The organism is Pseudomonas sp. 2FE, assembly GCF_005503735.1.
Lineage (GTDB): Bacteria > Pseudomonadota > Gammaproteobacteria > Pseudomonadales > Pseudomonadaceae > Aquipseudomonas.
In genome coordinates, this window is record NZ_SCMO01000003.1 from 48,717 (window position 1) to 70,675 (window position 21,959).

Genomic DNA, 21,959 nt, shown 5'->3' on the forward strand with positions numbered 1-21,959 from the left:
CGCTCAACAGTTAGCAGCTTTAGCAGGATTAGCATTAGCAGGCAGGGACTAGCTGAAACCCATGAGGCGCTGGCGAAGAACCTGCCTACGACTCATTGCACCGTTCCCAAATCTGACTGCCTTGGCTAGAAAGCGGTCAGCACTCACAGGTACAAATCAATCGTAGTAACCGACCGTTTCCTTCAACTGGTCAGAAAAACCATAGATTTCATCCAGCGAGACAATAGGATGCCGCGTCTCGACCTTTTCCTTGTTGAAAAGGCCAAGGTACTTCTGGCCTCGGTTGAAGTGCAGACGGCATAGGGGTTTGCGATTATTGTCATCGAGAAGAACGCCGAAATAGCTTTGCGTATCACGATGAATAATGCGCTTAGCATCAACCACGGTACGCACGATGGCCTTCACAATATGGAAGCCTTCAAGCTCGTCCAAGCTAGTAACAACAAGGTCTTCAGCTTGTTCAGCTTTCGTTTCTGTAGCAGTAACAGCATCAGAAACAGGAGCTTCAGCGGTATATGAAGGCAGTACAACGCCACTCATAGCTGACTTCAAGCGCTCGTTCACTTGGTCGCTCAGAAACTGTGCTGTTGCCTTCCGAGTAAGCACACCAAACTGGTCACGCACCTTCTGAGTAATGATGCCGTCATACACTTTCGCAGCGAAGAACTTAACAAACTCGTCACTTGGACTAGCGAACTGAGCAGCAATTTCTTTCTTGATCTGGCCGACATACTTCAGCTCACCGGCAGAACTGATAATCGACTCCACATCAAATGCCGACTTAGTGAGCTTTTGCAGTTCAGGCACCACATGCTCATCAATGTCGAGCAGGTCTAGCTCCAAGAATGGCTTCTCATCCATCTTGTTCGGCGCGTCGAGGTCGGTAAAGAACTTGTAAACCTGGCCATTGGTGAGAATTGAAATACGGGCGTTGGTGACATGGAAGTAGCGAAAGAGCTGCGATGCGTGATTCACATTCAGCGCTTCCCCAATCTTTTTGCACTCAATGAGAATCTGTACTTCGCCACCTTTCATAATGGCGTAATCGATCTTTTCACCCTTCTTGGTTCCCACGTCGCACACGTACTCAGGAATCACTTCAGTCGGGTCAAACACGTCATAACCCAAGACAGCATTAATGAAGGGCATAACGAATGCGTTCTTGGTTGCTTCCTCGGTCTGAATCGATGCGCCTTGCTGGCGAATCTTAGCGGCTAAGGCATTCAGCTTTTCAAGAAATTCCATGTCCCACTCCTTTGTATAGACGCCATCATCCTAGTTGCTGGTTTGCCACTACTGCAAGCCGGCAGCTTTAGGCGTGGCACCGCGTGCACCCCATAAAAAAGAACACCGAAACACGGGCCTAGGAGACGCTGGGCTTTTTTGTGCCTGATGCCCTGAGGCGCGGGCGACAGACTCACGCCGAAGTATGGGCCAAGGTATGGGCTGGACAATTAAATAAGCACGACCGCGCACTGCACTAGGCATACATAACGCAAACGCCCGGCACTAGGCCGGGCGTTTTTGATCCTGAAAGACTCAGGACGGGTTGCTTGGCGTCACCGCTGCGGTGGTTGCCGCCGGCGTGGCAGCAGGCGCGGCAGCCGGTGTCGCGACAGGCGCAGCAGGCTTGGCGGCTACTGGCTTAGCGGCCGCAGGCTTCGCTGCGGGTTTGGCCGCTGCTTTTGGCGCGGGTTTCGCGGCAGGCTTGGCTGCAGCTTTAGCTACTGGCTTGGCGGGCGCCTTGGCCGCAGGTTTCGCCGCGGCTTTGGCGGCGGGTTTGGCCGCAGCCTTAACGGCAGGCTTAGCCGCCGGCTTAACCGACTTGGCGGAAATGCCGGTCAGTTTTTCCAGCTGCTTGGTCAGGGTTTCCACCTTGCCGTGCAACTCTTTCACTTCGTTGCGACTCGGCACGCCCAGGCGCGAGATCGCGCTGTTCAGACGCTTATCAAACGCCTCTTCCAGCTCGCCCCACTTGCCCAAGGCCAGGTCTTTAACTTCATCGACCTTGGACCGGGCCGACTTGGCCGAGGACTTCACGGCACCGACTTGTTTCTCGACTTCGCTCTTGGCCAGCTTCTCGGCTTTCTCGCCATCTTGAACCAGGGTGTCGAACAGCTTGTTGCCGTCCTTGCTGATCTTCGAGTAAGCACCTAAGCCGGCCAGCCAGATTTGACGCGAGTACTTTTCAACTTCGCCAATCCAGGAGCTGCTCTGTTTTTCGACTTTCTTTTTAGCGACCATCCCGCTCTCCTTATTGAGTCTTAGCGACACGTGCAACCAATTCATTCAACACGTCCAGCTTAGCAGAGAGCGCATCAACGTCCTGGCGGGAAGGAATGCCGAAACGATTCAGCGCACTGGCAACCCGGCGATCGAAAGCTTGCTCGATTTTGTCGAGTTGCACTTCAACTTTGCCTTTAACGCTGGTCACGTTATGGCTCACGCTGCTCTTCACCGTATCGATCTGGCTATTCGCCGCTTCGACCTGCTCGCCGACCAGTTTCTTCCCTTGCTGCTCAACGCCTTCACCGGCCTTGACCAGCTCTTTCAGGTAGCCTGCGCCTTCCTGACCGGCCTTGGCGTAGGCGCCCAGGCCCGCCAGCCAGATTTGGCGACCGTAATGCTTAACGTCGGTCAGCAGGTTGGTTTTGCTTGCGGCTTTCTTTTTGACAGCAACTTTGGCCATGGTGCACCTCACGCGCAAAAGGTTTGAGGAAACGCCCACGAAATGCAGGCTTGAGCGCAAGGTAGCGAGGAAAATTAGAATCTACATACTAAGCGGCGAAATCAGCCGACTCAGACCAGATATTCATCCAGGCCTTTTTCGATTTCGCGCTTGATCGTGCCGCTCATGGCCGACAGCAACAGCCCCAGACTCAGCTCGACGCGCACCCGGTCGTCACCGACCGCAATCCGCCCCTCGGCACCGCTGCGCTTGAACTCGAGCACATCGCCAGCCCACTGGTAGCGCACCTCGTACTCACTGGCCAGACGCGCGGCGAGTTTCTCCGCTTTCGCACGGGCGGCCTCCCGGCCAAGGGAATGCGAACGTTCGACGGTAATGCGGGCCATGGGCAACTCCTGACTGCGACCTTAGGTCGCGCGACTATAGCAGCCCGCGCCAGCTTGCACGCCAACCACAGGCGTCCGTTGCCAAGACAAAGCCGGTCACCGGGATTAGAATGGCCGGCACTTTCTTCCGGTGACAGCGACATGAACGATCCGCGCAAAGGCAGTGATGCCGAACCGACCACCCACTTCGGCTACCAAAACGTGCCGGAAAGCCAGAAGGCCGACAAGGTCGCCGAGGTTTTCCACTCCGTGGCGGCCAAGTACGACCTGATGAATGACCTGATGTCCGCCGGCGTGCACCGCCTGTGGAAGCGCTTCACCATCGAACTGTCAGGCGTGCGCACCGGCAACCGCGTGCTGGATATCGCCGGCGGCACCGGCGACCTGACCAAGCAATTCGCCCGCCTGGTCGGCCCGACCGGCGAGGTGGTGCTGGCCGATATCAACGCCTCGATGCTGAAAGTCGGCCGCGATCGCCTGCTCGACCTGGGCGTGGCCGGCAACGTCAAATTTGTCCAGGCCGACGCCGAGAAGCTGCCGTTTCCGGACAACCATTTCGACTGCGTGACCATCGCCTTCGGCCTGCGCAACGTCACCCACAAGGAAGACGCCCTGCGCTCGATGCTGCGCGTGCTCAAACCGGGTGGCCGCCTGCTGGTGCTGGAGTTCTCCAAGCCGACCAGCAGCCTGTTGTCCAAGGCCTATGACGTCTATTCGTTCAGCCTGCTGCCGATGATGGGCAAGCTGATCACCAACGACTCGGAAAGCTACCGCTACCTCGCCGAGTCGATCCGCATGCACCCGGATCAGGAAACCCTCAAGGCGATGATGGTCGAGGCCGGTTTCGAGCGCGCCACCTACCACAACATGACTGGCGGCATCGTCGCGCTGCACCGCGGCATCAAGCCCTGATGCTGACTCAGGCTCTGCTGGCCGGCGTTGAGCACGGCGTCAATCGTGTGCTGCGCCTGGACAGCACGGCGCTGCCACGGCTCGAGCGCCTGGCTGGCAAGGTGATCGCGGTGGACTGCCGTGCCCCAACCGCGCAGCTGTTCATTCTCGCCGATGGCGCTGGCCTGCACTTGGCGGCGAACTGGGCAGGCGACGTCGCTTGCCGCCTGCGCGCGCCGGCTGCCAGCCTGCTGCGCCTGGCCACCAGCCAAGAGAAAACCGCCGTGCTGCACAGCCCGGCAGTCGAACTGCAGGGTGACAGCGGCGTATTACTGGAGCTCGCCGGCATCCTTCAGGATCTCGAGCTGGACTGGGAATACGAGCTGGCCCGCTGGCTTGGCCCGCTGGGTAGCCAGTTGCTCGGCGGCCACCTGAAAAGCCGTGTGCGCTGGACCAGCCAAAGCCTCGACAGCCTGCGCCAGAACCTCGCCGACTACCTCAACGAGGAGTCGCGCAGCCTGGTCGGCCAACGCGAAGCCGAAGCACGCTTCGCCGAATTGGATGGCCTCAAACTCGCCCTCGATCGCCTCGACGCGCGCTTCGAACGCCTCACCGTCACACTCCCCCTCACCCAAAAGCCTAGCGAACCCGCATGAAGCTGCTTGCCGTCCGCCGTCTGTTGCGCATCCAGCGCGTGGTCATCCGCTACCGCCTCGATGACTTGCTGCTCGAGCTGCCGTTGCCCTGGTGGCTGCGCGCGCTGAGCTATGCCCTGCCCTGGCGCTGGTTGCCGCGCACGGCGCTGCCGCTCTCGCGCGGCGAGCGGGTGCGCCTGGCGCTGCAAGACCTCGGGCCGATCTTTATCAAGTTCGGCCAATTGCTCTCCACCCGCCGCGACTTGCTCCCCGTGGATATGGCCGACGAACTGGCCAAGCTGCAGGATCAAGTCCCGCCCTTCGACCCCGCCCACTCGCTGGCGCTGATCGAGGAGCAACTGGGCGCCAAGGTCAGTGCGGTGTTTGCACGCTTCGACAGCCAGCCGCTGGCCTCGGCTTCGGTCGCCCAGGTGCACGCCGCGCAGCTGAAAAGCGGCGAGGAAGTGGTGGTCAAGGTGATTCGCCCGGGCCTCAAGCCGGTCATCCGCCAGGATCTGGCCTGGCTGTTCCTGCTGGCCAAACTGGCCGAACGCATCTCCACCGACGCGCGCCGCCTGCACCCGGTCGAGGTGGTCAGCGACTACGAGAAGACCATCTACGACGAACTCGACCTGCTCCGCGAGGCGGCCAACGCCAGCCAGTTGCGGCGTAACTTCGAGGGCTCGCCGCTGCTCTATGTGCCGCAGGTGTACTGGGACTGGTGCCGGCCGCAAGTGCTGGTGATGGAGCGCATCTACGGCATTCAGGTGACCGACCTCGCGACCCTCGCCGATCAGCGCACCGACATGAAACTGCTGGCCGAGCGCGGCGTGGAAATCTTCTTCACCCAGGTGTTTCGCGACAGCTTTTTCCATGCCGACATGCACCCCGGCAACATCTTCGTCAGCACCCGCCAACCGTGGAGCCCGCAATACATTGCGGTCGACTGCGGCATCATCGGCAGCCTGACCCCGGAAGATCAGGACTACCTGGCGCGCAATCTGATCGCCTTCTTCAAGCGCGATTACCGCAAGGTCGCGCAGCTGCATATCGACTCCGGCTGGGTGCCGGCGGAAACCAAGGTGAATGATTTCGAGGCGGCGATTCGCACCGTCTGCGAGCCGATCTTCGAACGGCCGCTGAAAGACATCTCCTTCGGCCTGTTGCTGCTGCGCCTGTTCCAGACCGCGCGGCGCTTCAATATGGAAGTCCAGCCGCAACTGGTGCTGCTGCAGAAGACCCTGCTGAATATCGAAGGGCTGGGTCGCCAGCTCTACCCGGACCTGGATCTGTGGAGCACCGCGCAACCGTTCCTCGAACGCTGGATGCGCGAACGGATCAGCCCGAAAAGCCTGCTGCACAACCTGCAGGCCCAGGTCGAGCAGGTGCCGCACCTGGCGCATATGACTCGCGACCTGCTCGAACGCCTGTCGCAACCCTATCCAACGCCCCCTGCGCCAACCGGGGGCGAACAGCGCGATGGCTGGCTGTTGCGCCTGACCGGTGCCGCGCTGATGGTCGGCGGTGCCAGTCTGGCGGCAACCGCCGCCTCGCTGGCGGCGCTGAGCGCCTGGCCGGCCTGGATCATGCTCGGCGCCGGGCTCTACCTCGTCGTGCGCCGATAGCCAGAGCGGCGACGCGCTGGCACACTGGGCCTATCCCGCTCAGGGTCACGGCGGATAACCCCGCGCGTTATACGCCCCCTAGATATGCATTAACGGCTACGCATTAACGGACAACCCATGAACGACTGGCTGGACGACATTAACTGGAATGCCGAGGGCTTGGTTCCGGCCATCGCCCAGGATCACAAAAGCGGCCGCGTGCTGATGATGGCCTGGATGAACCGCGAGGCGCTGAGCCTCACCGCCAGCGAGAATCGCGCCATCTACTGGTCACGCTCACGCGGCAAACTCTGGCGCAAAGGCGAAGAGTCCGGCCATGTGCAAAAATTGCATGAGCTGCGCCTGGACTGCGATGCCGACGTCGTCATCCTGATGGTCGAGCAGATCGGCGGCATCGCCTGCCACACCGGGCGGGAAAGCTGCTTCTATCGGGTATTCGAAAATGGCGCCTGGAAGATTGTCGAGCCAGTCCTGAAAGACCCACACGCCATCTACAGTGCACCCCACAGCTCAGCAGGACACCGCCATGAGTGACACCCTGACCCGACTGGCCGCAGTACTCGAGGCCCGCAAAGGCGCCGCGGCCGACAGCTCCTACGTGGCCAGCCTGTACCACAAGGGCCTGAACAAGATTCTGGAAAAGGTCGGTGAGGAATCGGTGGAAACCATCCTCGCCGCCAAAGACGCTGCCGTCAGCGGCGACTGCAGCGACCTGATCTACGAAACCGCCGACCTCTGGTTCCACAGCCTGGTCATGCTCGCCGCTCTCGGCCAGCATCCCCAGGCGGTGCTGGATGAGCTGGATCGGCGCTTCGGTCTGTCCGGGCATGCCGAAAAGGCCGCCCGCGAACCTTCGGCATAACGCATTTATTGAGAGGAGCAGCTCCATGGGTATTTTTGACTGGAAACATTGGCTCGTCATTCTGATCGTCGTCGTCCTGATCTTCGGCACCAAGAAGCTCAAGGGCCTGGGCAGCGATATCGGCGAGACGATCAAAGGCTTTCGCAAGGCCATGAGCGACGAGGAGAAACCCAGCGAGCCGCCGGTGCAACCGACCGCGCCGCTGAACCCGCCGCACACCATCGACGCGCAAGCGCAGAAAGTCGAAGAGCCGGCGCGCAAGGACTAGCAGTATGTTCGATATCGGCTTCTCCGAACTGCTGCTGGTCGGCCTGGTTGCGCTGCTGGTGCTCGGCCCCGAGCGCCTGCCCGGGGCGGCGCGCACGGCCGGCCTGTGGATAGGTCGGCTGAAGCGCAGCTTCAACGCGATCAAGCAGGAAGTCGAGCGCGAGATCGGCGCCGACGAGATTCGCCGCCAGCTGCATAACGAGCACATCATGGCGCTGGAGCAGGAGGCGAAAAACCTTATCGCCCCGCCACAGCCGTCGGCTGCCGTCGGCGAGCCTGTCACCAGCGAAACGCTGGTTGCCGAGACGCCGACTGCTGCGCCGCCCGGCAGCGTCGACCTGGCCGTAGCCACGTCCAGCGCCCCCGAAGCCTCTCAACCGCCGCGAGCCCCATGAGCGACCACAAGCCGGAACACGACCAGGAAATGCCGCTAGTCTCGCACCTCACCGAATTGCGTTCGCGCCTGCTGCGCTGTGTGGTGGCGGTGCTGCTGCTGTTCGGCGGGTTGTTCTACTTCGCCCAGGACATCTACACGGTGGTCTCGGCGCCGCTGCGCGCCTACCTGCCGGAAGGCGCGACCATGATCGCCACCGGCGTCGCCTCGCCCTTCCTCACGCCGTTCAAGCTGACCGCCTGGGTCGCGCTGTTCCTCAGCATTCCGGTGATCCTGCACCAGATCTGGGGCTTTATCGCGCCCGGCCTGTACAAGCACGAGAAGCGCGTGGCCATGCCCCTGCTGGTGTCCAGCATCCTGCTGTTCTACGGCGGCATGGCCTTCGCCTACTTCCTAGTATTCCCGCTGATTTTCCACTTCTTCGCCAGCGTCACCCCGGAAGGGGTGGCGATGATGACCGATATCAACGAGTACCTGGATTTCGTCCTGACGCTGTTCTTCGCCTTCGGCGTGGCCTTCGAGATTCCGGTGGCCACGGTGCTGCTGATCTGGATCGGCGTGGTCGACGTCGCCTACCTGCGCAAGATCCGCCCCTATGTGGTGATCGGCTGCTTCGTGGTCGGCATGGTGCTGACCCCGCCGGATATCTTCTCGCAGACCCTACTGGCGGTGCCGATGTGGCTGCTGTTCGAGATCGGCCTGTTCTTCGGCGGCATGATCCGCAAACGCGGCGAGCACCCGGATGATGCCCCAGTCAGCCCCGACGACGGCGACCAACCGCCCGCGACCCAGCCGTGAATCTGCTGCTGCTGGAGGATGCCGACTTCGTCGCGGCGGATCGCGTGATTCTGCAGGGCCGCCGCCTCAAGCACCTGCAGGAAGTGCATCGCGCCGAGTCCGGCGACAACCTGCGGGTTGGCCGCCTCAACGGTTTGATGGGCCGAGGCCAACTGCTGCGCCTCGAGGCCCAGGAGGCCGAGCTGCAGATCAGCCTGGACCAGCCGCCGCCGGCCAAATTACCGCTAACCCTGCTGCTCGCCCTGCCACGGCCGAAGATGCTCCGCCGGGTGCTGCAAACCGTCGCCAGCATGGGCGTGCCGCGGCTGATCCTGCTGAACAGCTACCGGGTGGAAAAGAGCTTCTGGCAGACGCCGTTTCTCGAACCGGCTGCGATCCATGAACAACTGATCCTCGGCCTCGAGCAGGCGCGCGATACGGTGTTGCCGCAAGTGCTGATCGAGAAACGCTTCAAGCCCTTCGTCGAAGATCGCCTGCCGCAACTGGCGGCGGGCAGTCTCGGGCTGGTCGGCCACCCTGGCGACTATCCATCCTGTCCGCGCGCCGTCGAACAGCCGGTGACCCTGGCCATCGGCCCGGAGGGCGGCTGGATTCCCTACGAAGTCGAGAAGCTGCACGCGGCGGGCTTGCAGCCGGTACAGCTCGGCGAGCGCATCCTGCGGGTGGAAACCGCCGTCACCGCGCTCCTCGCCCGGCTGTTCTAATCCACCAAATCGGGCAAACGCGAGACACTCAAGCGATCCGAAGCCCTAGCGGCCAGTTGGTTGGGGCAGGCGGTGGAAGCCCCTCCGGGGATTCCACCCTACTCATCTAATCCGGCAGCGGATCGTGAACAGGTGCTAAGCCCGCGACTTGGCGTGCCAGTGCGCCGGCAGCAACTGGCCCCGCAAGGTCGGCGCCTCGTGCAAATCCACATCCCGCGACGCCAACGGCTCACCACACTCGGAGCACACCAGCACGCCGTGCATGGCCTGCCCGCAGGCCTTGTGCACATGCCGAAGCGGCGCCCCCTCGACACCGCTCATATGCCGGTCGCCCCAGTTCACCAGCGCCAGCACCGCCGGGTACAGCTCGTGGCCCTTGTCGGTCAGCCGATATTCCTCGCGCAGTGGCCGCTGCTGGTACGCCTGTTTGACCAGCACCGCAGCCTCGGTCAGCTTCTTCAGCCGGTCGGCGAGCACATGCCGGGTGATGCCCAGGCGCTTTTCGAAATCATCGAAGCGCCGCACCCCGAGAAAACATTCCCGCAGCACCAGCAGGGTCCAACGGTCCCCCACCACCGACAAGGTGCGCGCCAAAGAGCAGGGTTGTTGATCGAGTTCTTCCCAACGCATGACGAAACCTCTGTAAGCCGGTGGCTCACAATAACTTGACAGGTTCTAAAAAGGAACTGACTATCCGACAAGGTTCCAAAATAGAACTTGGGAGAAAGCCATGACTGAACGCAAAGCGATACTAGTGATGGGCGCCGGCGATGCGACCGGTGGGGCGATAGCGAAACGCTTTGCTCGCGAGGGCTATGTCGCCTGCGTGGCGCGACGCCATGCCGAGAAACTCGAGCCTTTGGTCGATGAAATCGTCGCCGCCGGCGGTACGGCGCGCGCCTTTGGCTGCGATGCGCGGGTGGAAGAACAGGTGCTCAACCTGTTCGAAACCATTGAGCGGGAGATCGGCCCGCTGGAAGTGGTGGTGTTCAACATCGGCGCCAACGTGCAGTTTTCGATCAGCGAAACCACCGAGCGGGTCTACCGCAAAGTCTGGGAAATGGCTGCATTAGCCGGTTTTCTCACCGGCCGCGAAGCCGCACGGGTGATGCTGCCTCGCAAGCGCGGCAGCATTATTTTCACCGGCGCCACCGCCTCCCTGCGCGGCCGCGCGAATTTCTCCGCGTTTGCCGGCGCCAAGTTCGCCCTGCGCGCCCTGGCCCAGAGCATGGCCCGCGAGCTTGGGCCGCAGGGCATTCATGTCGCCCACCCGATCATCGATGGTGCCATCGACACTGCCTTTATTCGCGAGACCTTCCCCGAACTGTATCGGCTCAAGGAACAGGACGGCATCCTCAACCCCGAGCATATCGCCGAGACCTACTGGCAAATCCATTGCCAGCCTCGCGACTGCTGGGTGCATGAAATGGATCTGCGACCCTGGCTGGAAACCTTCTAAACAGCGGCTGCCCGTTTAACCATCCGAGACCAATAAGATGAGCAGATCCGTAGAGTTCTTTTTCGATTTCGGTAGCCCGACCACCTACCTGGCCTGGACCCAGTTGCCGAAAATCGCCGCCGACGCGGGCGCCGAGATCACTTGGCGGCCGATGCTGCTCGGTGGCGTGTTCAAAGCCACCGGCAACCAATCGCCGGTATCCATTCCGGCCAAAGGTCGCTACATGTTGCAAGACCTGGCGCGCTTCGCTCAGCGCTACGGCGTGCCCATGGCCTTTAACCCGCACTTTCCGATCAACACCCTGACGCTGATGCGCGGTGCCGCCGGCTACCTCGGTACGGCGCAGTTCCAGCCTTATCTGAAGGCGGTGTTCGAGGCCCTGTGGGTCGAGCAGAAAAACCTCGGCAAACCCGAGGTGGTGGCCGAGGTGCTGAGTGCGGCGGGGCTGGACCCGGCGGAGTTCGAACGGCTGGTGAATGACGAGGCAGTCAAGCAAAGGCTGAAAAGCATCACCGAAGAAGCGATCCGGCGCGGCGCGTTCGGCGCACCAACCTTCTTCGTCGGCAACGAAATGCACTTCGGCCAGGATCGCCTCGACTTTGTCGCAGAGGCACTGAATAAGACCTGAGATGACCAGTAAGGCCTCGCAGATCAACGCCGCGAGGCCTTACGCATGACCTACAGCACCTGCTTGAGAAACGCCTGCGCCCGCGGGTCTTTCGGCTGGGCGAAGAATTGCGCGGGAGCGGCATCTTCCAGCAGCTTGCCGTGGTCGAAGAACAGCACGCGATCCGCCACCTCACGGGCGAAGCCCATCTCATGGGTGACGCAGACCATGGTCATGCCTTCCAGCGCCAGGGTCTTCATCACGTCGAGCACCTCGCCGACCATTTCCGGGTCGAGCGCCGAGGTCGGCTCGTCGAACAGCATCACCTTCGGCTCCATGCACAGCGCCCGGGCGATGGCCACGCGCTGTTGCTGGCCGCCGGACAGGCGCGAGGGAAACTCGTCGGCCTTCTGCGCGATGCCGACCTTGGCCAGCAGCGCCCGCGCCTTCTCCTCGCGTTCGGCCTTGCCGCGCTTGCGCACCACCTTCTGCGCCAGGCAGAGGTTCTCCAGCACGGTCATGTGCGGGAACAGGTTGAAATGCTGGAAGACCATGCCGACTTCGCGGCGGTAGGCGTTGACGTCGGTCTTCGGGTCGGCCAGGTCGAGGCCGTCGATGCTGACCGAGCCGGAATCGAGCTCCTCCAGGCCGTTCAGGCAGCGCAGGAAGGTCGACTTGCCGGAGCCGGACGGGCCGATCACCACCAGCACCTCGCCCTTGTCCACCCGCGTGCTGACGTTATCCACCGCGCGCACCACCTGCCCACGGGTATCGAAGACTTTTACCAGATCGCGAACTTCAATCACTTTGCGCGAGCCTCCGTTCGAGCCGGCTGGCGATTTGCGACAGCGGCAGGTTGATAACCAGGTACAGCGCGGCCACGCAGAACCAGATCTCGAAAGTCGAGAACGAGGTGGTGATCGCCTCGCGACCGCTCTTGGTCAGCTCGGTGATGGCGATCACCGAGACCAGCGAGGTGTCCTTGACCAGGCTGATGAACTGCCCGGCCAGCGGCGGCAGCACGCGTTTGAACGCCTGCGGCAGGATCACATGGCGCATCGACTGCGGTGCGGTCAGGCCCAGCGAACGGGCCGCCTCGCCCTGGCCCTTGGCGATCGACTGCACTCCGGCGCGCACTATCTCGGCCACATAGGCACCGGTGAACAGCGCCAGCGCCGCGACCCCGGCGAACTCGCGGGAGAGGTTGAGCACGGTGCCGATGAAGAAGTAGAAGATGAAGATCTGCACCAGCAGCGGCGTGCCGCGCACCAGCTCGACATAGACGGTCGACAGGTCGCGCAGAGTCGGGTTGCTCGACAGCCGGCAAAGCCCGGTGAACAGCCCCATCAGCAACCCCAGCGCACCGGAGGCGACGGAAATCCAGAGGGTGGTCCACAGCCCCCACAGCAGCGGCCCGGCCGCCCAGTGCCGGGTCACGCCGATCACATCGCCTTCGGCCACCTCGTCGCCAGCCGCGACCAGCAGGCTGTCCTTGGCCACCTCGAGCAACTGTTTGCCACCGGCGCTATCGAGTAGCGTCACGCGGGCCCGCTCGCCGTCCAGGTCGACCGCCTCGACCTGGGCAAGGTCAGCGGCCCGCTGGGCCTGCTCGGCCTGGTAGGCAAAGTACTGTGGCACGCGACTCCAGCGCCACTCGTAGGAAATCAGGGAGGTGGCGTACCAGAGGCTGCACGCCAGGCCGATCAGAATCAGCCCGGTCAGTACATGCCAGGGCCACAGTGGTTTTTTCCGTTTAGCCACGAGCTTGTTCCACGAAAAGTGTTTCCAAATAACCAACGCGCAGGACAAGCCTGCGCGTTGGGAGTCCAGCTAACAGCGAGCGTAGGCCCTGTTTAAGATCGTCGCGAGCGCAGGTCAGGCAAGGCGAAAATAGGCGAGGAAGCGGAGTTGACTGTAGTCAATGAGCATGACTCCCTTCGGTCGCCCCTCCGGGGCCGCGCTAAAGCGCGTTAGCCGCAAGCGGCTTGCCGACCCCTCAACGCAGCATCACGCGCGAAGCCCGCAGCAGATATTAAGCAGGGACTTACTCCATGTCTTTCAACCAAGCCGTGTTCTTAAACCACTTGGCATGGATACGCTCGTAGGTGCCGTCTTCACGAATCTGGTGCAGGTAGTTGTTGATCCAGTTGAGGCTGTCGTAGTCGCCCTTCTTCAGACCAAACGCCAGCGGCTCGTAGGTGAACGGTTCAGGCAGATACACCAGCTTGCCGGCGCCGGCCTTGTTCACCGCCACCACGTTGTAGGGTGCGTCGTAGATGAAGGCATCGGCCTTGCCGTTGACCACGTCCATCACCGCTTCCTGCTCGTTGTCGAAGCCGTTGTACTTGGCCTGGCTGATCAGCTTCTTGGCGACCATCTCGCCGGTGGTACCGATCTTGGAGGTGATGCGGTACTGCGGATCGTTGAGGTCCTTGTAGGACTTGATCTTGCCTTCCAGTTCCTTGCGGATCAGCAGGGTCTGGCCGACCACGATGAAGGGCTCGGAGAAATTCAGGCGCAGGTTGCGCTCCTGGGTCAGGGTCATGCCGGAGCCGATCATGTCGAACTTGTCGGTCAGCAGGGCCGGGATGATCCCGTCGTAACCGGTGGAAACCAGCTCCAGTTTGACGCCCATGGCTTTCGCCATGTTCTTCAACAGATCGACCTCGAAGCCGATGATCTCACCGCGCTTGTTGGTCATCTCGAACGGCATGTAGGTCGGGTCCATGCCGACCCGCAAGGTGCCGCTCTTCACCGCGTCATCAATGGCACCGGCGTTGGCGCCGAGACCGGTCAGGGCGCAGGCGGAAAACAGCAGTGTCGCGAGAAACTTTTTCATTCGCTCTCCTAGCAATTGGCAGATTGTCTGGGGTGATGCCCAAGCCCGCAGGCCTTGGGCGCTCATGCTAACCGCCGTAAGCGTGGCTGGCGAGTCTGTACTGCGCAAGCAGCAAGCCAGAGATTGGCCCTGTGCCATCAGGTTTCCAGCAGGAAAGTCACCGGCCCATCGTTGATTAGATGCACCTGCATATCCGCACCGAGTTGTCCGCTCGCGACCTGCGGATGCTTGTGCCGCGCCTGCGTGACCAGGTAATCGAACAAGGCCGCGCCTTGCGCCGGTGGTGTCGCACTGGAGTCGCCGGTAACCATTGCGGCCAAAGGTCGTTATATGTTGCAAGACCTGGCGCGCTTCGCTCAGCGCTACGGCGTGCCCATGGCCTTTAACCCGCACTTTCCGCTCAACACCCTGATGCTGATGCGCGGCGCCGCCGGTTACCTCGATACGCCGCAGTTGCAGCCCTATCTGAAGGCGGTGTTCGAAGCCCTGTGGGTCGAGCAGAAAAACCTCGGCAAGCCCGAGGTGGTGGCCGAGGTGCTGAGTGCGGCGGGGCTGGACCCGGCGGAGTTCGAACGGCTGGTGAATGACGAGGCGGTCAAGGAACGGCTGAAAAGCATCACCGAAGAGGCGATCCAGCGCGGCGCGTTCGGCGCACCGACCTTCTTCGTCGGCAACCAAATGCACTTCGGCCAGGACCGTCTCGACTTCGTCGCCGAGGCGTTGGCTCAGCAAGTCTGATAACTGACCTGTAGGAGCGAGCTCTGCTCGCGATTCCGGTCAACGCAGATACCGCCGATCGCCAGCAGAGCTGGCTCCTACAAAAATCCGCCCCATAGCGACGTTGAGGGCAGGCTCTACAGCCCTTCGGCAAACAACTGGGTGACCCGCTCGGTCAGTTCGAGCGCGCTCATTCCGGCCTGGGCCGCCTCGCTCAGCTGGCGATCCAGCAGCAGCTGGGCGAGGCCATGCACCAGACTCCAGGCTCGCCGAGAACATCAGGGCGAAGCGCCCGGGTTGCTCCAGGGCAAAGCGCACATAGCACTGGCCGACCGCCTCGGCGCGCCCGGAGTCGCCAACTGGCCGGCGCGCTGCTGTTCGCCGGCAGCGACCACCTGCTGACGCCGGAACGCTATCTGCCGATGATGCCGGGCTTTCTGCCCTATCCCCTGGAGCTCGTGCTGCTCACCGGCCTCTGCGAGCTGGCCGGCGCCATCGGCCTGCTGCTGCCGCGCTGGCGGCGCTGGGCGGCCATGGCCCTAGCGCTGTATTTCGTCTGCGTGTTTCCGGCCAATATCAAGAACGCCCTGAACGGCCTGAGCGTCGACGGCCTGCCTAGCACCCGGTGGTACTACTGGCTGCGTCCGCCGTTCCAGCTGCTGATCCTGCTCTGGGCGCTGTGTGCCGGCGAGCTGATCGGCCGGCGGACCGCCGGAGAGGCGGCGTCCAAGCCTCGCGAACAAGGGACGCCGGCCCCTAGTTGAGCGGCTGCAGCCGTAAGGCTGGCCGGGCCGAACCGCCGCTAAAAGTCTTGGCACCCGACTGGCTGGCTGTGGTCAGATCAGCAAAGCCTGCCCACGGAGTCGAACGCCATGCGCCCCTTGACCATCGACCTGCTGCGCCTCGAACAGGCCCTGGACAGCCGGGAAGAGCTCGAGCATTACCTTGATCTGGAAACCGGCGCCATTATGGCCATTCCCCCGGGCGAACCCGCGCCGGGGGCCGCCGAGAAGTACGAGGTGCAGCCGGACCGCTACCTGCTGATCGAGCCCCTGGCGCCCGGCCAAGCCCTGGCCATGCGCGAGGCCTTTCTCTTCACCCAGCACGACCCGCATGCCCATGCCGCGCTCAGCCATGCCTTGGCCGGGCGCAAGCCGCTGCGGACCTTTGGCTATGCGCTGGAAACCTTTCCCCAGGCGCGCCAGGCCTGGCTCGAGTACCAGGCCGAGCAACTGCGTGAGTATGCGCTGGAATGGCTGCAGGCCAATGGCCTGGAGGCGACGGCGCGGGACTAGCGCGGCCTGTCCCGCCAGCGGCTGGCGCCGCGCGGGAATGCCGGAGTGGCGTGGCCTCAAGGGCTCAGCCAGCCGCGCTCCAGCGCATATTTCACCAGCCCGGCCGGGGTATCCACGCCCAGCTTGCGGCGGATGCTCAGGCGGTGGGTCTCGACGGTGCGCACGCTAATGTCGAGCGCGCGGGCGATGGCCTTGTTGCTCAGGCCCTGGGCGAGCATCCGCAGCACCTCGCGCTCGCGCGGGGTCAGCTCGCCGTCCTCGGCGGCGGGACTGGCCATTTTGCGCAGGAGATCGGCGCTGTAGTAGCTGCCGCCGGCGGCAATAGCGTCGATAGCCGCGACTATTTCCCGCGAGGCGGCATCCTTCAGCACATAGCCGCGTGCGCCGGCGCGGATCGAGCTGGTCACGTATTCGGGGTGGTCGTACATGCTCAGGATCAGGATCTGGATGCCGGGATACTGGCGACAGAGCGTCTCGGTCAGTTGCAGGCCGGTCATGTCTTTCATGCCGATATCGACCAGCAGCAGGTCGGGCCGGATCTTGCTGACCAGGTTGAGCGCCTCGGCTCCGCTGCCGGCTTCGCCCACCACTTCCAGCTGCGGCATGGCCGCTAGCAGGGCGCGCAGGCCATCGCGCACCAGCGCGTGGTCATCGACGAGGGCGACACGGATGCGCGCGGGATATGGGGCGGTGCTGGACATGGCTAAGGCTCTGTTGACGTATTTTTGCGATCCGCGTTGCTGCGTCAAAACCCGCCAGGCTAGGCGCGGGACGCCGATAATGGTTATCCCTTATCAAGTCCCGCAACGCCGCATGGCGGGTTTTGCCGCGCAACCCGAAGGGACGGGGTCCTCTTGTCGCAGGCCTGCGTTACTCGTCGTTCATTTGGAGCGACCAAACCTCTCTCCTCGCGCCTTGCCCTGCGACAAGAGGGCCGCCGTCGCGGCCGCAGAAATACGTCAACAGAGCCTAATCTGGTAGCGGCAGAATCACCATGAGCTCGGTGCGGCCGGGTGCCGACGATAGCGTAAAACGGCCGCCCAGATGCTCGATTCTTTCCCGGATATTGCGCAGGCCGATGCCACCGCTGTGGGCCTGCTCGATCCGCGCGAGGTCGAAGCCGATGCCGTCGTCGCAGACCCTGAGCTGCACGGCCGGGCCGCTCTGGGCCAGCGCTATGCTGACGCTCTGGGCCTGGGCGTGGCGTTCGATATTGGTCAGCGCCTCCTGCACTATGCGAAACAGCGCGACCGACTCGCGGTCCGGCAGGCGCGCGCCGGCCAGCCGTTCCTGGTACTCGACCGCCAGCCCGCTGCGCCGCTCGAACTCGGCCGCCAGCTGGCCGATGGCGGCCGCCAGGCCGAAGCTGTCGAGCAGCGAGGGGCGCAGGTCGTGGGAGATGCGCCGGACCTCGGCGATGGCCTCGCCGAGGCGCGCCAGCCCGCCGCGCAGCGTGCCCAGCGCCTGGGCCCGGCCGGCCTCCAGCTCGTGGCAGGCCAGTTCCAGCTGGAACTTCACCGAGACCAGCAGCTGGCTGATGCCGTCGTGCAGCTCGCGCGAGACCCGCGAGCGCTCCTCCTCCTGCGAGCTGACGATGCGCTGGGCCAGCAGCTGCAGCTTGCGGTCGGCCAGGCGGTGCTCGCTGAGGTTGAGCGTCAGCCCGCCGGCGAACACCAGCAGCACCGCCACCAGCGCCACCCCGGCGATCGCCCACATGGTGCCGCGGATGTTCGCCGCCACCTCGGCCCGCGCCTGGCCGGTGGCCTGCTCGACGTCGTCGAGGTAGAGGCCGGTGCCGAGCATCCAGCCCCAGCGGTCGAGCATCACCACGTAGGCGAGTTTCTCGGTCAGCTGGCCGGTGGAGGGCTTCTGCCAGTGGTAGCGCTGGAAGCCATCGCCGCTGCGGGCGCTGGTCAGCAGCGCCTGGATCGCGTGCACGCCGTAGGGGTCGGTCATGGTCAACAGGTTACGGCCCACCAGTTCCGGCTGGCGCGGGTGCATCAGGTTGCGACCGGTGCCGTCGTAGACGAAGAAGTAGCCGTCGCTGCCGTAGTCGAGGCCGGCCAGCGTGGCCAGCACCTGCTGCTGGATGGCGGGGTCGTCGCGGCCGCTGCCGTAGAGCGGCGTGATCGCGCTCAGGGCCAGTTCGACGTAGTGCTTCAGTTCGGTCTGCTTGCTGGCGATGATGCTGGTCTCGATCAGCCGCGCCTGCTGTTCGCCCAGCCGCTGGGCATGCAGCAGCACCAGCGCGCCGATCACGGCGCTGGCCAGCAGGAGCGGCAGGATGGCGAGGGCGACGATCTTGTGTTTGAGCTGCATGGGGGGCCGTTAGCGGCGGCGCGGACTATGTAGTTTTACGTAGGCGCTGGCCGGTAGTTCTGCGAATTCTAACAAAGCGGGCGCGGAGTGATAGTGGCCGGGCTCCCCACCCTGGGGATCAGTCCTTATAAAAATTACCGCCGCAGGCCACGCAGCCGACGGCAGGAGACAGCAATGACCCGACTGGCCAGCCATCTCGCTTGGTTTGCCGTCGCAGTGCTCGGCGCATTCGCGCTGGGCACCGTGGCGCTGCACCGTGGCGAAACCATCAATGCCTTGTGGATAGTGGTCGCCGCCGTGGCGGTCTACCTGATTGCCTACCGTTACTACGCGCGCTTCATCGCCACCCGAGTGCTGCAGCTCGACCCGCAGCGCATGACCCCGGCGGTGCGCCACAACGACGGCCTCGACTACGTGCCGACCAACAAGCACGTGCTGTTCGGCCATCACTTCGCCGCCATCGCCGGTGCCGGGCCGTTGGTCGGGCCGGTGCTGGCCGCCCAGCTGGGCTACCTGCCCGGCATGCTGTGGATCCTGGCCGGCGCGGTCGTGGCCGGGGCGGTGCAGGACTTCATGATCTTGTTCATCTCCACCCGCCGCGATGGCCGCTCGCTGGGTGATCTGATCAAATCCGAGCTGGGCCCGGTGCCCGGCGTGATCGCCCTGTTCGGCACCTTCATGATCATGGTGATCATCCTCGCGGTGCTGGCGCTGATCGTGGTTAAGGCGCTGGCCGAAAGCCCCTGGGGCACCTTCACGGTGGCGGCCACCCTGCCCATCGCGGTGTTTATGGGCATCTATAGCCGCTATCTGCGACCCGGCCGCATCGGCGAGGTGTCGATCATCGGCTTCGCCCTGCTGATGCTGGCCATAGTCGGCGGCGGCCAGGTCGGCGCCAGCCCGTACTGGGCACCGCTGTTCACCTTCACCGGCGTGCAACTGACCTGGGCCCTGATCGGCTACGGTTTCATCGCCTCGGTGCTGCCGGTGTGGCTGGTGCTTGCGCCGCGCGATTACCTCTCCACCTTCCTCAAGATCGGCACCATCCTCGGCCTCGCCATCGGCATCCTGATAGTCGCCCCGGAGCTGAAGATGCCGGCGCTGACCCAGTTCATCGACGGCAGCGGCCCGGTCTGGTCCGGCAGCGTCTTCCCCTTCCTGTTCATCACCATCGCCTGCGGCGCGGTGTCGGGCTTCCATTCGCTGATCTCCTCGGGCACCACGCCCAAGCTGCTGGAAAACGAGGCGCACGCGCCCTTTATCGGCTACGGCGGCATGCTGATGGAGTCCTTCGTCGCCATCATGGCGCTGGTGGCGGCCGCCTGCGTCGAGCCTGGGGTGTATTTCGCCATGAACAGCCCGGCCGCGGTGCTCGGCACCAGCGCCGAATCGGCCGCCCAGGCGATCGCCCAGTTCGGCTTCGTGGTGACCCCGGAGATGCTGACCCAGACCGCCCACTCGCTGGGCGAGACCAGCATCATCTCGCGGGCCGGCGGCGCCCCGACGCTGGCGGTGGGCATGGCCGAGATCCTCTCCCAGGTGATCGGCGGCGACGGCATGAAGGCCTTCTGGTACCACTTCGCCATCCTGTTCGAGGCCCTGTTCATCCTCACCGCGGTGGACGCCGGCACCCGCGCCGGGCGCTTCATGCTGCAGGACCTGCTCGGCAGCTTCGTGCCGCGCCTCAAGCGCACCGACTCCTGGGCCAGCAACCTGATCGCCACCGGCCTGTGCGTCTCGGCCTGGGGCTATTTCCTCTACCAGGGGGTGGTCGATCCGTTCGGCGGCATCAACACCCTGTGGCCGCTGTTCGGCATCTCCAACCAGATGCTGGCGGCCGTGGCGCTGATCCTGGCGACCGTGGTGCTGTTCAAGCTCAAGCGCCAGCGCTATGCCTGGGTCACCGTGGTGCCGGCCAGCTGGTTGCTGGTCTGCACCCTGTATGCCGGCTGGCTGAAGGTGTTCTCCGACAATCCCAAGGTCGGCTTCCTCGCCCATGCCGCCAAGTACCGCGCCGCGCTCTCCGAGGGCATGCTGCTGGCGCCGGCCAAGAGCCTGGAGCAGATGCAGCGGGTGGTGTTCAACGACTACCTGGATGCCGGCCTGGCGCTGCTGTTCATGCTGGTGGTGCTGAGCGTGCTGAGCTATGGCATCCGCGCCTGCCGGCAGGCCTGGCAAAGCGCGCATCCGACCGCCCGGGAAACCCCATTCCAGAGCGTGCCGGTTGGCACCGAGGCCTGAGGCGTGTTCGAACAGCTGGAAAAGCTGGGCAAGTACCTGGGGCAGGCCGCCAACCTGATGGTGGGCCTGCCCGATTATGATGCCTATGTCCTGCATATGCAGAGCACCCACCCCGAGCGGGCGCCGATGAGCTACGAGGCGTTCTTCCGCGACCGGCAGGAAGCCCGCTACGGCGGCGGCGAAGGCCGCTGCTGCTAGCGGCCTGGCTGCCGACTACCCACGGTTTTTTAGAACCTGTTCAAGATCATTGAACGGGTTCTTAGGAGTGGCCCGCATGACGACTGCACTTCCCCCCATCCCGGTCACCCTGCTGACCGGTTTTCTCGGCGCCGGCAAGACCACCCTGCTCAACCGGCTGCTGAGCGCGCCCCATGGCCTGCGCATCGCGGTGATCGAGAACGAGTTCGGCCCGGTCAATATCGACAGCGCCCTGCTGGTGCGCGAGACCGCCGAAGTGATAGAGATGACCAACGGCTGCCTGTGCTGCACCATCCGCGGCGACCTGGTCGGCCACCTCCAGGCACTGCAGCGCCGCCGCGCCGCCGGCGAGCTGGCGTTCGACCGCCTGGTGATCGAGACCACCGGGCTGGCCGACCCGACGCCCCTGGTGCAGACCTTTTTCGGCGAGCCGACGCTGCTCGAGGCCTACCAGCTCGACGGCATCCTCACCCTGGTCGACGCCCTGCACGCCGGCCAGCAGTTGGACCGCCACCCGCTGCTGCGCAAGCAGATCGGCTTCGCCGACCGCCTGCTGATCAGCAAGGCCGACCTGGTGTCGAGCGCGGCCCTGGCCGCCCTGGGCGAGCGGCTGGCGGCGATGAACCCGCTGGCCCCACAACTGGTGCTGCGCCCGGGTGAGCTGCCGCTCGCCCAGCTGTTCGAGCTGCGCGGCTTCCATCTCGACGCCGCCGCGCCCGGCCCGGCGCTGGCGGCCGCGACGGGGCGATTCCAGCCGCTCGGGCGCTCCTTCGCCGACGACATCGCCGCGCTGCACTGGCAGCACCAGGGCTGGGTCGACCGCCAGCGGGTCGGCGCGGTGGTGCAGGGCGTGCTGGCCGTGCGTGACGACCCGTGCCGGCTGATCTTCCAGGGCGTACACCGGATCGCCGGCTTCGATTACGGCCAGGCCTGGGCAGCGGACGAGGCGGCCCGCTGCGATATAGTGCTGATCGGCCGCCAGTTGCCGACGGCGCGACTGCAAGCCGAATTGACCGCCTGCGCAGTCATCTGA

At 63.8% G+C, this 21,959-nt stretch carries 25 protein-coding genes and 3 pseudogenes; 17 read left to right on the forward strand and 11 right to left on the reverse strand.

Features of this window, described 5'->3' with window-relative positions; all coding sequences use genetic code 11:
* Positions 1 to 156 precede the first annotated feature (156 nt).
* The 4 genes and pseudogenes from FFS12_RS07540 to FFS12_RS07555 all read right to left on the reverse strand — a co-directional run bounded on the left by FFS12_RS07540 (position 157) and on the right by FFS12_RS07555 (position 3,075).
* A complete protein-coding gene (locus tag FFS12_RS07540) occupies positions 157 to 1,245 on the reverse strand; it encodes a type I restriction endonuclease (RefSeq protein WP_137886279.1) in 1,089 nt (362 codons plus the stop codon).
* A 297-nt stretch (positions 1,246 to 1,542) separates the two neighbouring features.
* Positions 1,543 to 2,244: pseudogene (locus tag FFS12_RS07545) on the reverse strand (phasin family protein); the annotation flags it as partial.
* Between the two features lie 10 nt (positions 2,245 to 2,254).
* Positions 2,255 to 2,689, reverse strand: a complete 435-nt coding sequence (locus FFS12_RS07550; protein WP_137886281.1) for a phasin family protein — start codon at positions 2,687 to 2,689, stop codon at positions 2,255 to 2,257.
* A 110-nt stretch (positions 2,690 to 2,799) separates the two neighbouring features.
* The gene (locus FFS12_RS07555; RefSeq protein WP_137886282.1) at positions 2,800 to 3,075 is read right to left on the reverse strand and encodes a polyhydroxyalkanoic acid system family protein; all 276 of its coding nucleotides are present in this window, start codon (positions 3,073 to 3,075) and stop codon (positions 2,800 to 2,802) included.
* A 141-nt stretch (positions 3,076 to 3,216) separates the two neighbouring features.
* Between FFS12_RS07555 and ubiE the strand changes: the two genes are divergently transcribed.
* From ubiE to FFS12_RS07600, 9 genes are all read left to right on the forward strand, one after another.
* Complete coding sequence (gene ubiE / locus FFS12_RS07560) at positions 3,217 to 3,987, forward strand: bifunctional demethylmenaquinone methyltransferase/2-methoxy-6-polyprenyl-1,4-benzoquinol methylase UbiE (RefSeq protein WP_137818714.1); 771 nt, start codon at positions 3,217 to 3,219, stop codon at positions 3,985 to 3,987.
* Positions 3,987 to 4,622, forward strand: coding sequence for an SCP2 domain-containing protein (locus FFS12_RS07565; protein ID WP_137886283.1), 636 nt, complete (start codon positions 3,987 to 3,989; stop codon positions 4,620 to 4,622). The genes ubiE and FFS12_RS07565 overlap by 1 nt, the downstream gene beginning before the upstream one ends.
* Positions 4,619 to 6,226: a ubiquinone biosynthesis regulatory protein kinase UbiB gene (gene ubiB, locus FFS12_RS07570; RefSeq protein WP_137886284.1), complete on the forward strand. Its 1,608-nt coding sequence runs from the start codon at positions 4,619 to 4,621 to the stop codon at positions 6,224 to 6,226. The genes FFS12_RS07565 and ubiB overlap by 4 nt, the downstream gene beginning before the upstream one ends.
* 117 nt (positions 6,227 to 6,343) lie before the next feature.
* On the forward strand, positions 6,344 to 6,760 hold the full coding sequence (gene hisI, locus FFS12_RS07575) for a phosphoribosyl-AMP cyclohydrolase (protein ID WP_137886285.1): 417 nt from the start codon (positions 6,344 to 6,346) through the stop codon (positions 6,758 to 6,760).
* Positions 6,753 to 7,088 carry a phosphoribosyl-ATP diphosphatase gene (locus FFS12_RS07580; protein ID WP_137818718.1) on the forward strand — a complete coding sequence of 112 codons (336 nt, stop codon included), beginning with the start codon at positions 6,753 to 6,755 and terminating at the stop codon, positions 7,086 to 7,088. The genes hisI and FFS12_RS07580 overlap by 8 nt, the downstream gene beginning before the upstream one ends.
* Before the next feature lie 25 nt (positions 7,089 to 7,113).
* Positions 7,114 to 7,356, forward strand: coding sequence for a twin-arginine translocase TatA/TatE family subunit (locus FFS12_RS07585; protein WP_137886286.1), 243 nt, complete (start codon positions 7,114 to 7,116; stop codon positions 7,354 to 7,356).
* A gap of 4 nt (positions 7,357 to 7,360) precedes the next feature.
* Entirely contained in the window at positions 7,361 to 7,750 is a 390-nt protein-coding gene (tatB, locus tag FFS12_RS07590) for a Sec-independent protein translocase protein TatB (RefSeq protein ID WP_137886287.1), read from the forward strand.
* Positions 7,747 to 8,547, forward strand: a complete 801-nt coding sequence (tatC, locus tag FFS12_RS07595) for a twin-arginine translocase subunit TatC (RefSeq protein WP_137886288.1) — start codon at positions 7,747 to 7,749, stop codon at positions 8,545 to 8,547. Before tatB ends, tatC begins: the two co-directional genes overlap by 4 nt.
* Positions 8,544 to 9,251, forward strand: a complete 708-nt coding sequence (locus FFS12_RS07600; RefSeq protein ID WP_137886289.1) for a 16S rRNA (uracil(1498)-N(3))-methyltransferase — start codon at positions 8,544 to 8,546, stop codon at positions 9,249 to 9,251. Before tatC ends, FFS12_RS07600 begins: the two co-directional genes overlap by 4 nt.
* Positions 9,252 to 9,386: 135 nt before the next feature.
* Here FFS12_RS07600 and FFS12_RS07605 read toward each other — a convergent pair whose 3' ends face one another.
* Positions 9,387 to 9,881: a helix-turn-helix domain-containing protein gene (locus FFS12_RS07605; protein ID WP_137886290.1), complete on the reverse strand. Its 495-nt coding sequence runs from the start codon at positions 9,879 to 9,881 to the stop codon at positions 9,387 to 9,389.
* 100 nt (positions 9,882 to 9,981) lie between these two features.
* On the opposite strand from FFS12_RS07605, the gene FFS12_RS07610 reads away from it, so the two are divergent.
* Both FFS12_RS07610 and FFS12_RS07615 read left to right on the forward strand, forming a co-directional pair.
* The gene (locus FFS12_RS07610) at positions 9,982 to 10,710 is read left to right on the forward strand and encodes an SDR family oxidoreductase (RefSeq protein WP_137886291.1); all 729 of its coding nucleotides are present in this window, start codon (positions 9,982 to 9,984) and stop codon (positions 10,708 to 10,710) included.
* Positions 10,711 to 10,747: 37 nt separating this feature from the next.
* Positions 10,748 to 11,338: a 2-hydroxychromene-2-carboxylate isomerase gene (locus tag FFS12_RS07615; RefSeq protein ID WP_137886292.1), complete on the forward strand. Its 591-nt coding sequence runs from the start codon at positions 10,748 to 10,750 to the stop codon at positions 11,336 to 11,338.
* A 50-nt stretch (positions 11,339 to 11,388) separates the two neighbouring features.
* On the opposite strand, the gene FFS12_RS07620 is transcribed toward FFS12_RS07615, so the two are convergent.
* From FFS12_RS07620 to FFS12_RS07635, 4 genes and pseudogenes are all read right to left on the reverse strand, one after another.
* Positions 11,389 to 12,123, reverse strand: a complete 735-nt coding sequence (locus FFS12_RS07620; protein ID WP_137886293.1) for an amino acid ABC transporter ATP-binding protein — start codon at positions 12,121 to 12,123, stop codon at positions 11,389 to 11,391.
* Positions 12,116 to 13,078, reverse strand: coding sequence for an amino acid ABC transporter permease (locus tag FFS12_RS07625; protein ID WP_137886294.1), 963 nt, complete (start codon positions 13,076 to 13,078; stop codon positions 12,116 to 12,118). Before FFS12_RS07625 ends, FFS12_RS07620 begins: the two co-directional genes overlap by 8 nt.
* Before the next feature lie 283 nt (positions 13,079 to 13,361).
* Positions 13,362 to 14,156: a transporter substrate-binding domain-containing protein gene (locus FFS12_RS07630; RefSeq protein ID WP_137886295.1), complete on the reverse strand. Its 795-nt coding sequence runs from the start codon at positions 14,154 to 14,156 to the stop codon at positions 13,362 to 13,364.
* 137 nt (positions 14,157 to 14,293) lie between these two features.
* A pseudogene (locus FFS12_RS07635) lies at positions 14,294 to 14,452 on the reverse strand (D-aminoacyl-tRNA deacylase); the annotation flags it as partial.
* A gap of 1 nt (position 14,453) precedes the next feature.
* On the opposite strand from FFS12_RS07635, the pseudogene FFS12_RS07640 reads away from it, so the two are divergent.
* The 3 genes and pseudogenes from FFS12_RS07640 to FFS12_RS07655 all read left to right on the forward strand — a co-directional run.
* Positions 14,454 to 14,894 (forward strand): annotated as a pseudogene (locus FFS12_RS07640) (2-hydroxychromene-2-carboxylate isomerase); the annotation flags it as partial.
* A gap of 227 nt (positions 14,895 to 15,121) precedes the next feature.
* Entirely contained in the window at positions 15,122 to 15,637 is a 516-nt protein-coding gene (locus FFS12_RS07650) for a DoxX family protein (protein WP_137886299.1), read from the forward strand.
* A gap of 108 nt (positions 15,638 to 15,745) precedes the next feature.
* A complete protein-coding gene (locus FFS12_RS07655; RefSeq protein WP_137886300.1) occupies positions 15,746 to 16,168 on the forward strand; it encodes a UPF0158 family protein in 423 nt (140 codons plus the stop codon).
* 56 nt (positions 16,169 to 16,224) lie between these two features.
* Here FFS12_RS07655 and FFS12_RS07660 read toward each other — a convergent pair whose 3' ends face one another.
* Positions 16,225 to 16,869, reverse strand: coding sequence for a response regulator transcription factor (locus tag FFS12_RS07660; RefSeq protein ID WP_137886301.1), 645 nt, complete (start codon positions 16,867 to 16,869; stop codon positions 16,225 to 16,227).
* A 268-nt stretch (positions 16,870 to 17,137) separates the two neighbouring features.
* Positions 17,138 to 18,487 carry a cache domain-containing protein gene (locus FFS12_RS07670; protein ID WP_137886303.1) on the reverse strand — a complete coding sequence of 450 codons (1,350 nt, stop codon included), beginning with the start codon at positions 18,485 to 18,487 and terminating at the stop codon, positions 17,138 to 17,140.
* A gap of 174 nt (positions 18,488 to 18,661) precedes the next feature.
* Between FFS12_RS07670 and FFS12_RS07675 the strand changes: the two genes are divergently transcribed.
* The 3 genes from FFS12_RS07675 (at position 18,662) to FFS12_RS07685 (ending at position 21,959) form a co-directional block, all read left to right on the forward strand.
* Complete coding sequence (locus tag FFS12_RS07675) at positions 18,662 to 20,728, forward strand: carbon starvation CstA family protein (RefSeq protein WP_137886304.1); 2,067 nt, start codon at positions 18,662 to 18,664, stop codon at positions 20,726 to 20,728.
* 3 nt (positions 20,729 to 20,731) lie between these two features.
* Positions 20,732 to 20,926, forward strand: a complete 195-nt coding sequence (locus FFS12_RS07680) for a YbdD/YjiX family protein (RefSeq protein WP_137886305.1) — start codon at positions 20,732 to 20,734, stop codon at positions 20,924 to 20,926.
* Positions 20,927 to 21,002: 76 nt separating this feature from the next.
* Positions 21,003 to 21,959 carry a GTP-binding protein gene (locus FFS12_RS07685; RefSeq protein WP_137886306.1) on the forward strand — a complete coding sequence of 319 codons (957 nt, stop codon included), beginning with the start codon at positions 21,003 to 21,005 and terminating at the stop codon, positions 21,957 to 21,959.